Here is a 12108-nt window from a genome sequence, read left to right as displayed (position 1 = left end):
TGATAGTGGGAGCCGATCTGGATCGGCCGGTCACCGGTATTGGCAACCGCGAGCATCAGGCTCTCGCGACCTTCATTGAGAATGAGGTCGCCGGGTAGCGTCGTCACTTCGCCGGGCTTCAGGCGCCCGGCCGAGCCGCGGATCGGCTCATGCACGGTGACGAGCTTGGTCCCGTCTGGAAAGGTCGCCTCGACCTGCACGTCATGGATCAGCTCGGCGATGCCGTCCATGACCTGGTCGGCCGAGATCACATGCGCGCCTGCCTCCATCAGCTCGGCGACAGAACGACCGTCGCGCGCACCCTCGACCACGAAATCGGTGATGAGCGCAACGGCCTCCGGATAGTTGAGCTTGACGCCGCGCTCCAGCCTTCGCCGCGCCACCATGGCAGCCATGGCGACGAGCAGCTTGTCCTTTTCGCGCGGCGTCAGGTTCATGCCTTTTCCTTCTCGTCTTCCTCGTCCTCTTCGGACTCGTCTTCCGAGGTCTCGACCTCTTCGTCGTCCTCGTCTTCCGCCTCGTCCTCATCGAGGTCGAGATCGGCGTATTCATAGGCGAAGACGATCTCGCTGGTGGCGGGATCGAAGCTGCTCGTGGTGGATTCCTCGAAGGCCTCGATCAGCATCTCGGCATCATCAGGCCCGTCGACGTCGAAGCGACGCGTGACGGTTTCCCCCTCGTCGGCGAGGGCGAGCTCGACCGCCCAGCCCCGCGAGCCGGTGTCATAAATGCATTTCAGGCCTTGGATCGCCAGCATGGTGCTCTCCTCACGTGGACCATGTGCGCGGCAGCGCACGCCCCGTGACATGCCGAAGCAGCATGACGAGGGCGCGACGGAGCGCCTGGGCATCGCGGGAGAGAAGGCGAATGACGAGAAGGCCGGAGACGAGCCCGGCCCCGGCCTCGACGCTGACACAGGCGGGATCCTCGGCAAGCAGCGCACGAAGCTCATCGAGCCTGGCAGGATGCTCCGGGCCGGCGGCGATCACGGTTGCGACGGCCCGCGCCCCGGCGGCAATGGCAGGCCGCTMCAGCGTGGCGGCGACCGCGCCGTCAAGGCGAAGCTCGTCGGCGAAAATCAGGCGGCCGTCGCGGCGGATGCGCCAGCGATCGTGAATGGCACCGCGCTGCATCGTCTCGCCCATGGCGATGCGGCCGAAGACGATCGATTCACAGGCGACGAGGCGGGCGTCGGTGGCGAGGTCAATCGTCAGATTCCGGGCGAGGCGAGCGCCCGAAAACAGGATGCTCTCCTGCGGCAGCCAGGCGAGGCTCGCCCCGGCAGCAACCGAGAGATGGGTCTCGACCCGCGTGTCAGCGCCCTGGCTGCGATAAATCTTCTCGGCCGCCTGCGTGGTGATGACCGCCTCGGCCTGCGCCTCGATGACGGCATCGACCCGCATCGCGTCGCCACCGGCCATGCCGCCGCCGGTGTTGATCAGCACGGCCTCGCAGGTTGAGGCGAAGGTGTCGGGGAAGCGGGCGCGGTAGCCGCCGGACTCGGCGAGCTCGAGCCGGCGCGTCACTTCGCCGACCCTGGCGAAACGCAGGCGCACGCCGCCATTGGCCCGAACATAGGCCGGCAACAGCGGATCGGCAGAGGCCGGAAGCGGCGGCGCGAACATCGAAGGCCCTGGCGCGAATGAACCTTCAGCCATTCTCCGCCTGCGGCCTCGCCGGGCAAGAGGTGGCGCCGTCAGCGCCGCCCAAATTTCAGGCAGGCGCTGCCCGTTCCACGGGCGCCGCTTCAGCCGGGGCCGGTCTCGATCAGGAAGCGCATCACCTCGCCGCGCGTCGGCGCGCCGGCGCGACCGCCAAAGCGCGTGCATTTGATCGCAGCGGCCGCCGAGGCGAAGCGGATGGCGCTGCGCTCGTCCTGTTCCTCGGCCAGCGCCAGCGCAAAAGCCCCATGCCAGACATCCCCTGCGCCAAGCGTGTCGACGGTCTCGACCGCGAAGGCCGGCAGATGCGCGACTTCGCCATTTTCGATGAAGAGCACCCCTTCCTTGCCGAGCGTGACGGCAAGCCAGGTCGCTGCACCCTGCCCGACCCGGGCGAGGCCAAGGCGCGGATCCTCCTCCCCCGAAACCTCACGCAAGGCCTGGGCGCTGAAGGCGACATGGCTTGCGGTCGCCACGAGATCGGGATGAGGCGGCCTACGGTCGCCATCGAGCAGGCCCGGAATACCGGCCTGGCGCGCAAGCCTCAGCGCCGCGAGCGCTCCTTCGCCCCAGCGCGTATCGGCGAGCACCGCCTTCGCCCCATCCGGCAGGGTTTTCGGGAGCCACTCGGCGCTCTCCGGCATCGCCGGATCGGAATAGGAGACGACCATGCGTTCGCCAGCGGCATCGACAAGAATGGCTGAAACCGGTGAGCGCAACCCCACGGCGCGCAAGGCAAAGCGGGTATTGACGCCCTCGTCTGCGAGCTCAGCCACGATCTCGTCGCCGACACGATCGTCCGCGAGYCGGGTCGCCAGCCAGGATTGACCGCCAAGCCGCGCGATGGCGACCGCGGCATTGCCGGCGCAGCCGCCACCGACCACCGCCAGATCGCGTGAGCGATATTTCTCGCCACGCGTCGGCATGGTCTCGACGCTGTAGACATAGTCGAGGGTTGCGATGCCGAGACTGAAGACGCCGGCCATGGATTTCAACCGCTGAAGCGATATTCGCTGACCTGCCGGTAGACCTCGCCGGGGCGCAGCACGGTCGTGGGAAAATGCGGCAGATTGGGTGAGTCCGGCACGTGCTGGGGTTCCAGCGCGATGCCGGCATTCGGACCATAGGGCTGGCCATCGAGCCCCGCCACGGCAGTGTTGAGCTTGAAGCCGTCATAGACCTGGAGCGCCGGCTCCGTCGTCCAGAGTTGCATCGCGAGCCCACTGCGCAACGAGCGCAAGATCGCGGCATGGGCGAGCGTCAGCCCGGCGAGCGCGCTCGGCTCACACTGGTCGCGGAGGAGGACATAGTCGTGATCGAACCAGAAGCGCGTGCCGTCGGGGTTTGCGAAGCGGACCGCGCGCGGCTTGCGAAAATCGAAGGGCGTGCYGGCAACCGGAACGAGCGATCCGTCCGGGATCAGGTCGGCATCGACCGGCGTCATCAGATTGGCGCGGACCTCGAGCTCGTGGTCGAGAATGTCGGGACCATCATCGAGCTTGAAATAGGAGTGATGCGCGAGATTGACGATCGTCGGCGCATCGGTGGTGGCGGTGAGTTCGATGCGCAGCGTTGCTGCCCCGACAAGGCTGTAGCGGCACCAGAGATTCAGCGCACCGGGATAGCCGGCATCACCGTCAGGCGAGACCAGGGCCAGCGTCACGCTTGCCGCGTCATGATGCAGGATCGTCCAGGGCCGCTTGCCAAAGCCCTGCCCGCCACCATGCAGCGAATGCCGGCCGTTCTCGTTCAGAGGCAACTGATAGGTCTTGCCGTCGAGCGTGAAGYGCCCGCCGCCAATGCGGTTGGCGAAGCGTCCGGCGATCGCGCCCATATGCGAGGCGTGCTGGGGATAATCGGCGGGATCGGCGAGCCCGAGTACGACACGCTGCGGCTGGCCGCTMGTCAGCGGCACGCGCAGATCGCGCAGCGTCGCGCCCCAGTCCATGACACGCGCCTCGGCCCCACCGGGCGAGCGAAGCACGATGTCGTGGATCGGCGTGCCGTCCGAAAGGGTCGCGGCGATAGCAGGCTTGGTCATGGGCATCACACCACCAGCAAGGAAACGCGGCCGAAGCCGCGCCCTCTCGTGCCCGATTTCATCGCCGTGCTCAACGGTCACACGCATGGGTCTGGCGCTTGGGCCCGGCGTTTGAGCCCGGCGCCTCGGCCCTCACCAAACCCCGGTATTCGGCATGCTCGCCCACGGCTCGGCCGGCGCCTTGGCGGGCCCCTTCTGCAGGATCTCGATCGAGATGTTGTCGGGAGAGCGGACGAAAGCCATGTTTCCGTCGCGCGGAGGGCGGTTGATCGTGACGCCCGCCTTCATCAGCTTGTCGCAGGTCGCGTAGATATCGTCGACCTCATAGGCGAGGTGACCGAAATTGCGGCCGCCGGTATAGACTTCCGGATCCCAGTTATAGGTCAGCTCCAGCGTGGGGCGGCCACGGCTGCCTTCGGCGCCCTTGGCGTCGGCGGCGTCATCCGGCGCAGCCAGGAAGACCAGCGTGAAGCGTCCCTTCTCATTTTCGATGCGGCGGGTTTCGACAAGGCCGAACATGTTCACGTAGAAATCGAGTGACGCGTCGAGATCGGTGACACGCACCATGGTGTGGAGATATCGCATGCTTGGGGCTCCCCTTGTTCGGCCGGGTTGATCTCGCTCCTAAATCGGGCCAGACGCTCTGCTTTCCAAGAGGCGGCGCGCGAGGCGGGCCATGACGAGAACGCAAGACGTGGACACGAAACGCCCCGACGCCGCGACAATTTCCAGCATCAAGCAGCGTGCTGCCTTGCTGTCGGTGATGGCGACGCTCCTGCTGACCGGAGCCAAGGGCATCGCTGCGATCCTCTCCGGCTCGCTCGCCCTGCTGACCGATGCCTTGCAGGGGCTGATCGATATCGGCTCGACTCTGTTCACCTGGTTCGCGGTGCGGGCGGCCGACAAGCCGGCCGACGCGGAGCACCATTACGGCCATGGCAAGGTCGAGGCGTTGGCGGCGCTGGTCGAGACCGCGATCCTCTTTACGCTGGCCGGAGCTATCCTCTGGGAGGCGATCAGCCGGCTGTGGAGCGGTACGGTCGACGCCGTTACCGTCACGCCCATCGTGCTTGGCGTCATCCTCTTTTCCATGATCGTCGACGCGATCCGCTGGCACTCGCTGCGCAAGGTCGCGGCGGAAACGGGCAGCGAGGCACTGGCAGCCGAGGCGACGCATTTTTCGGCGGATTTCGTCGGCTCGGCCCTGGTTCTCGTCGGCCTCATCGCCGCCTGGTTCGGCTTTGGGCGGGCCGACACGATCGCCGCCTTCGCGATCGCAGCCTTCATGGCCTATTCCGCCTTCAAGCTCGGGCGCCGCACGATCAATACATTGCTCGACGCTGCCCCCGCCGGGCTGAGCGAGCGCCTGACCGCCGCAGCCGGGGCTGTGCCCGGCGTCGTCGCCGTGGAATGGCTGAAGGTTCGGCCTTCGGGCGGCCAGACCCATGGCGAGATCGGAATTCGCGTCTCGCGGACGCTCCCGCTCGACCGTGTCGTCGCCATCAAGGACGCGCTCGTGCTGGCGTTGCGCGAGGTCGAGCCAGGGGCCGAGATCACCGTCACCGCCAACCCGATCCAGGTCGATGATGAGACCGCGCTCGAGCGGGTTCTGCTGATCGCGCTCAAGCTCAAGATCCCGGTGCACCACGTCACCGTGCACAGCATCGGCGACCGACTCTCGGTCAGCCTCGATATGGAGGTCGATTCCCGGCTGCCGCTCGGCGAGGCGCATGAGATCGCGACCCGGCTCGAGACCGCGATCCGCGCCGAGTTCGGCGGCGAGACAGAGGTCGAGACCCATATCGAGCCCATGGAAACCGGCACGCCGCCGGGCCACAATGCCGCATGGGACGCGGTGGAGGATATCGGCAAGGCGCTTGCCAAGGAGGCCGCGGGACTCGACGGCCCGATCCACGACATCCACAGCGTCCGCGTGCGCCAGACCCCGAACGGTCTCGTGGTGAATTATCACTGCCGTGTCGATCCGGCGCTCGACGTCGCGGCGGTCCATGCCGCGGTCGACGCGATCGAGCGCGCCGTCCGGATCGCGCGCCCGCAGGTCTGCCGGCTGGTCAGCCATGCCGAGCCTGCGCATCTGCGCCAGCCTGCCTGATCRGCGCGCACGGACTTTCAGCGGAAGGGGGCTCGGGCTACAGACAAGGCTCAGATGTCGTTTTCGCCAGGGTTGTCCATGCGCGCCGAAGATACCCCCCTGATCCGTCTCGAGGATTATCGTCCCTCCGACTGGCTGATCGATACGGTCGATCTCGACTTCGTTCTCGATGCGCATGAAACGAAGGTGCGGGCCCAGCTTGGCCTCAGGCCGAATCCGGCCGGGCAGCCGGGATCGGCGCTGGTCCTCGACGGGGACGAGCTGACGCTGGTCTCGCTCAAGCTCGATGGAACCACGCTGGATGCTGCGGCCTACAGCGCCACGCCGCAGGGACTGACCGTGCTCGCGCCACCGAAGCGCGGCTTAACCCTCACCATCGAGACGGTGCTGAACCCCTCGGCCAATACCAAGCTGATGGGGCTCTATCGCTCGTCCAACGTCTACTGCACCCAGTGCGAGGCGGATGGCTTCCGCCGGATCACCTATTTCCTCGACCGCCCCGACGTGATGTCGGTCTACACCGTGCGCCTTGAGGCGAAGAAGGCCGAGGCTCCGGTCCTGCTCTCGAACGGCAACCGGGTCGCGACCGGGGATGTCGCCGGCACCGACCGGCATTTCGCGGTCTGGCACGACCCTCATCCCAAGCCCGCCTATCTGTTTGCCCTGGTCGGCGGCACGCTCGACCATGTTCGCGAGGACTATGTCACCGCCGATGGCCGCAAGGTCGAGCTCGCCGTCTATGTCGAGCCCGGCAAGAGCAGCCGCGCCGGCTGGGCGCTGGACTCGCTGGTGCGCTGCATGCGCTGGGACGAACGCGTCTTCGGCCGGAACTATGATCTCGACGTGTTCAACGTCGTCGCCGTGTCGGATTTCAACATGGGCGCGATGGAGAACAAGGGCCTCAACATCTTCAACGACAAATATGTGCTGGCCGATCCGCAAACCGCCAGCGATGGCGATTATGCCAGCATCGAGGCGATCATCGCGCACGAGTATTTTCACAACTKGACCGGCAACCGCATCACCTGCCGCGATTGGTTTCAGCTGTGCCTGAAGGAAGGCCTCACGGTCTTCCGCGACCAGGAATTCTCCTCCGAYGAGCGCTCCCGCCCGGTGAAGCGCATCGCCGATGTGCGGACCCTGCGCGCAACCCAGTTCTCCGAGGATGCGGGGCCCCTCGCCCACCCCGTCAGGCCGCGCGCCTACAAGGAAATCAACAACTTCTACACGCCGACCGTCTATGAGAAGGGCGCGGAGGTGATCCGCATGCTCAAGGTCCTGATCGGCGACGAGGCCTTCAAGCGCGGCATGGATCTGTATTTCGAGCGCTGCGATGGCACCGCCGCGACGATCGAGGAATTCCTGGCCTGTTTCGCCGAGAGCTCGGGCCAGGATCTCAGCCATTTCGCGCGCTGGTACGAACAGGCGGGCACCCCAACGATCGTCGCCTCCGGCCGCTACGATGCTGCCGCAAGGAGCTATACGCTCGATCTCGCCCAGAGCACGCCGCCGACCCCCGGCCAGCCCCAGAAAGCGCCGGTGGCGCTGCCGATCGCGCTCGGCCTCGTCGGCAAGGCCGGCGACCTGCCGCTCCACAGCAACTCGAATGCCTATGCGGGCGACGGGCTAATCGTGCTCGACCAACCGTCGCTGTCAGTGACCTTCACGGGCCTGGACGAGGCGCCGATCCCGTCCTTGCTGCGCGGCTTTTCGGCCCCGGCGCGGCTGGAGCTCGATCTTGCCGATGCCGATCTGCTGCGCCTGTTCTCTGCGTACAGCGATTCCTTCAATCGCTGGCAAGCGCTCCAAACGGTCGCGACGCGCGCGTTGACCAGCGCCGGGCGCGGAGCCCTCAGCGCCGCCGGGCTTGCCGACAAGGCCACGGAACTCGCCGGAGCGCTCGACGCCTTCCTGCGCGATCATGCGCTTGCCGACCCTGCCTTTGCCGCCCAGGTGCTGCGCCTGCCCGCCGCCGCCGATATCGCCCGCGAGATCGGTCGGGATGTCGATCCCGACCGGATCCATGCGGCCCACYGCGCGCTCTCGGCACAGATCGGCAAGACACTGGCCGACAGGCTTTCGAGCCTGCGCGACGCGCTTGACGATAAGAGCCTCTATTCGCCGGATGCCACGGCAGCCGGGCGAAGGGCGCTGCGCAACGAAGCGCTGGGACTGCTCGCCATCGGCGCCCCCGAGACCAGCGCGCGCCTCGCAGACACCCAGTTCAGCGCCGCCGACAACCTGACCGACCGGCTTGCGGCACTCGCCGCCATGACGCTGATCCCGGGCGAGGCTCGCGAAGCCCTGATCCGGCGCTTCGCAGAGCGCTATGCGGCTGAGCCGCTCGTGCTCGACAAATGGCTGATGGCGCAGGCTCTGATCGCCGAGCCCGGCACGCTCGGCCGCGTCAAGGACCTGATGCGGCACCCGACCTTCTCGCTCGGCAACCCGAACCGCGTCCGCTCGCTCATCGGCGGGTTTGCCGCCAACCTGACGCAGTTCAACCGACCCGATGGCGCCGGCTATGATTTCGTGGCGGATATCGTGATCGCGCTCGATCGGACCAATCCCCAGATCGCCTCGCGCCTGCTCGGTTCCTTCAAGACCTGGCGCACGCTGGAGCCGGGCCGTCGCGGCCTCGCTCAGGCGGCCCTCACCATGGTGTCGCGCACCCCCAATCTGTCGCGGGACGTCGCCGATATCGCAGAGCGCGCACTCGCCTGAGAGGCGGGGCGCGCACCGCCTGTCCAGTTCGTTAACGATTTATTACCCGCACAAGATTCATTCTATGAATTACTACAACCATAGGGTGAATTCTGAGCCCCTGATTCAACTCAAAGCTAGACAAACCGATTCGGTCGGATTCAACTGGCGGTGATTCGAGGGGATGCGGCACGTCTCCCGATCTTACTGACGGTACTGTTATCCGAAGGGGGAACGGGCATGGCGCGTGCGAACGCGACCTGCGCGGCAACGCGCGCAGGCACGATTCTGGGTGTCGCAAGATCGCTGACTCATCCGCTCTACCAGCGGTTTGAGAAGGCTGAGCCGACCTTTCGCAAAGTCATTCCTGCCCTCGTCCTCGGCTTTTTTGTCCTGTTCGGTGCCGGCGCCTATATCCAGACCTCCGCGATGCGTGACGATGCATTGTCGGATGCGATATCTGATCTCGACCTCGTCGCGTCATTGATCGCGCGAGAACTCGACATCGCGACAAAGATCGATGCGGCACCTGCAACTGTTCTTGCCGCACTTGCGACCAAGCACCTGTCCTCACATGGCCGCCTCGTCCATGTCAGCGATGCCAGCGGTCAGGTCATCGCCAGCGAGCCGGTGATTGGACAGGCCCGGCGCACGCTGGTCGATTTCCTTGGCCAGACCCAGCCGCTGACCGTGTTCGGCGACCGGGCCGGCGTCATGAAGATCGTCCTCCCAGGCGGCCTTGAGACCTTCGCGACCGTCCGCAACCTCGCCGCCCCGCTCGGCCAGGTTGCGGTCTTGCAACCCGCGTCGCGGGTGCTGTCGCTCTGGAATGAGCGCAGTCGCGCGCTCACCATCCTGTTCGGCTCGGCCGCGCTGGTCCTTTCTGCCCTTACCGTCGCCTTCCTGATGCAGTCGAAGCGCGCCCGCGCCGCCGACGAGGACTGCGACTGCGTGCGCGAACGTATCGATACCGCGCTCAACCGCGGCCATTGCGGCCTCTGGGACTGGGACCTCGCGCGCGGCCGCATCTACTGGTCGGACTCGATGTATGCGATGCTCGGCTATGACCGCGCCGGCGACTTCATGTCCTTTGGCGAAGTCAATGCCTTCATCCATCCGGCCGATGTCGATCTCTACGCGCTCGCCGACGCGATCAGCCGCGGCGAGGCCGACCATCTCGACCAGGAATTCCGGGTTCGCGACGTCAATGGCGGCTGGGTCTGGCTCAAGGCCCGCGCCGAGCTGGTCACCGACCGGCGCACCCATTCGCAGCACCTCGTCGGCATCGCAGTCGACATCTCCGAGCAACGCCGCATGGCCGAGCAGACCGCGACAGCCGATGCCCGCCTGCGCGATGCCGTCGAGGCCATCTCGGAAGCCTTCGTGCTCTGGGACGCGGATAATCGTCTCGTGCTCTGCAACGCCAAATACCAGCAGTTGCACCAGCTTTCCGCCGAAGCCGTCCATCGGGGCGTGAGCCACGAAGAGGTGATGAGCCTCAGCGCCCAGCCCAATATCGACCGCGAGCCGACCCGCCACTCCCGCGAGAACGGCACCTCCTACGAGGCGCGCCTCTCCGATGGCCGCTGGCTCCAGATCAACGGACGCCGCACGAAGGATGGCGGCTCGGTTTCGGTCGGCACCGACATCACCACGCTGAAGCAGCAGGAAGAGCGGCTCACCCAGTCCGAGCATGAACTCCTGATGCATGTCACCAATCTCAAGGCCTCACGCCAGAAGCTCGAGGCGCAGGCTCAGCAACTCGCCGATCTCGCCGAGCGCTATCTCGAGCAGAAGGCTGCCGCCGAAACCGCCAACCGCGCCAAGTCGGAATTCCTGGCGAATATGAGCCACGAGCTGCGCACGCCGCTCAACGCCATCATCGGCTTCTCCGAGATCATGGAGAACGGGATGTTCGGTGCCCTCGGCAGCGAACGCTATGTCGAGTATGTCCGCGACATCCGCACCAGCGGCGGCTATCTGCTCAGCGTGATCAACGACATCCTCGACATGTCGCGGCTGGAATCCGGCAAGCGCCGGTTGGAAGCCTCCGATGTCGCGGTCGACCTCGTCGTGGCCGAGGCCGTGCATGAGGCCCAGGACCAGATCGCGCGCAAGGACCTCACCCTGACCGTCGAGGGGGCCAAGAACCTGCACCTCGTCGCCGATCCGCATGCGCTCTACCAGATTCTCCAGAACCTGCTCGACAACGCGATCAAGTTCACCCCCACCGGCGGGCGCGTCGCCATCCGCACGCGGCAGGTGCCGGACGCGCTCAACATCTATGTCGAGGATACCGGCATCGGCATCCCGAAGGAGAAGATCGACCGTATCGGCCGGCCCTTCGAGCAGGTCGAGGGCGAGCTCATCCGCAGCCATGGCGGCTCCGGCCTCGGTCTCGCCATCGCCCGGTCCCTGACGGAGCTCCATGGCGGCTCGCTGCGCCTGCGCTCGACCAGCGGCGCTGGCACGATCGTGATGGTGCATCTGCCCCTGAACGGGGGCGCCGGGCGGATCAACGCCCAGGCTGCGTAAGGCTCCCTCAGCCCTGACGGGCTGCGCCCAGCACCCGCTTGAAGATTCCGCGCACGGCGCTCCGCGTTTCGTCCAGTTCTGCGCGCAGCACCTTGGCATCCGGCCGGCCAACGGCCGTCGCGATCCGGCGCAGCACACGCTCCGGCACCGCCTTCGGATCGAAGGCCTCCTCAACGGTGAAGCGCTGCCAGAGCTGCACGTCGCCAATCAGACGGTGCGCCTCCACGAGAACCGAGGCATCTGCTTGCGCCAGCAGCCCGGCTTCGCGCGCAGCGACGAAGACCGGCGCGGTATCGCGTACCAGAAGCCCGGGATGAGCGCTGGCGTGAGCCAGGATCAGGAACTGCGCCAGGAAATCCAGATCCGTCAGCCCGCCCGCAGCAAGCTTGAGATCCCATGGATCGCTTTCACCCTTCTCCCTGGCGATCAGCGCCCGCATATCGGCAACCGCCGCAGCGACTTTGGCCGGCTCGCGCCTGCGGCCCAGGATGGCCGCGATCGCCGCTTCAGTGCGGCGCGCGAGCCCAGCATCGCCGGTGATGACGCGGGCACGCGTCAGCGCCATCTCCTCCCAGATCTCGGCTTCGCCGCCGTGATAGGCCTCGAAGCCGGCGAACTGGGTTGCGGCCGGGCTCTTGTTGCCGGAGGGCCGCAGCCGCATGTCGACCTGGTAGAGCGTGCCACGCCGCGTCGGCACCGTCAGGGCCGCAACGAGGCGCTGCGTGAACCGGATATGCCAGGTCACCGGATCGAGCGATTTGCGCCCGGTGCTGACCTCAGATGCAGCAGGTCGGTCATAGAGCAGGATCAGGTCGAGATCGGAGGACGGCGTCAGCTCGCCCGCCCCGAGCCGGCCGAGCCCGAGGACCACCGTCTCCGCCCCCTCGACCACGCCATGGTCTTCTGCGAAGGCCGTCTTGGTGTCGTCGAAGGCGACGCACAGGCAGGCATCGGCCACCGCGCAATAGGCCTGACCGGCCTGCTGGGCGGCATAGACGCCCGAAAGCAGCCGCGCCCCGACGAGGAAGTTCTCCTGCCGGGCCGCGTCGCGCAGT

Annotated in this window: 10 protein-coding genes; 3 read left to right on the top strand and 7 right to left on the bottom strand. The window is 66.5% G+C overall.

Annotation, left to right across the window (positions count from 1 at the left end; translation table 11 throughout):
• The 6 genes from AC1DJT_RS26820 to AC1DJT_RS26795 all read right to left on the bottom strand — a co-directional run.
• Nucleotides 1–437 (bottom strand): urease subunit gamma (locus tag AC1DJT_RS26820; protein ID WP_476835230.1); only part of this gene is annotated, 437 nt, incomplete at its 3' end.
• Nucleotides 434–757, bottom strand: a complete 324-nt coding sequence (locus AC1DJT_RS26815) for a hypothetical protein (protein ID WP_441506603.1) — start codon at nucleotides 755–757, stop codon at nucleotides 434–436. The genes AC1DJT_RS26815 and AC1DJT_RS26820, both read right to left, overlap by 4 nt.
• 10 nt (nucleotides 758–767) lie before the next feature.
• Nucleotides 768–1658 carry an urease accessory protein UreD gene (locus tag AC1DJT_RS26810; RefSeq protein ID WP_476835229.1) on the bottom strand — a complete coding sequence of 297 codons (891 nt, stop codon included), beginning with the start codon at nucleotides 1656–1658 and terminating at the stop codon, nucleotides 768–770.
• A gap of 89 nt (nucleotides 1659–1747) precedes the next feature.
• Nucleotides 1748–2647, bottom strand: coding sequence for a PfkB family carbohydrate kinase (locus AC1DJT_RS26805; protein WP_476770115.1), 900 nt, complete (start codon nucleotides 2645–2647; stop codon nucleotides 1748–1750).
• 5 nt (nucleotides 2648–2652) lie between these two features.
• Nucleotides 2653–3702 (bottom strand): aldose epimerase family protein, encoded by a 1050-nt coding sequence (locus AC1DJT_RS26800; protein WP_476835228.1) that lies wholly within the window; start codon nucleotides 3700–3702, stop codon nucleotides 2653–2655.
• Nucleotides 3703–3834: 132 nt separating this feature from the next.
• Complete coding sequence (locus tag AC1DJT_RS26795; RefSeq protein ID WP_441506607.1) at nucleotides 3835–4287, bottom strand: VOC family protein; 453 nt, start codon at nucleotides 4285–4287, stop codon at nucleotides 3835–3837.
• Between the two features lie 109 nt (nucleotides 4288–4396).
• On the opposite strand from AC1DJT_RS26795, the gene AC1DJT_RS26790 reads away from it, so the two are divergent.
• From AC1DJT_RS26790 to AC1DJT_RS26780, 3 genes are all read left to right on the top strand, one after another.
• A complete protein-coding gene (locus tag AC1DJT_RS26790) occupies nucleotides 4397–5815 on the top strand; it encodes a cation-efflux pump (protein WP_244523343.1) in 1419 nt (472 codons plus the stop codon).
• 78 nt (nucleotides 5816–5893) lie between these two features.
• Nucleotides 5894–8539: an aminopeptidase N gene (gene pepN / locus AC1DJT_RS26785; RefSeq protein WP_476835227.1), complete on the top strand. Its 2646-nt coding sequence runs from the start codon at nucleotides 5894–5896 to the stop codon at nucleotides 8537–8539.
• 219 nt (nucleotides 8540–8758) lie between these two features.
• A complete protein-coding gene (locus AC1DJT_RS26780; protein WP_441489150.1) occupies nucleotides 8759–11053 on the top strand; it encodes a PAS domain-containing sensor histidine kinase in 2295 nt (764 codons plus the stop codon).
• A gap of 7 nt (nucleotides 11054–11060) precedes the next feature.
• On the opposite strand, the gene AC1DJT_RS26775 is transcribed toward AC1DJT_RS26780, so the two are convergent.
• On the bottom strand, nucleotides 11061–12108 hold a 1048-nt coding region (locus AC1DJT_RS26775; protein ID WP_476835226.1), incomplete at its 5' end, for a [protein-PII] uridylyltransferase family protein.

Source organism: Allobosea sp. 05T422_2 (genome assembly GCF_056396265.1).
This window is presented reverse-complemented; position numbering and strand designations above follow the sequence as displayed.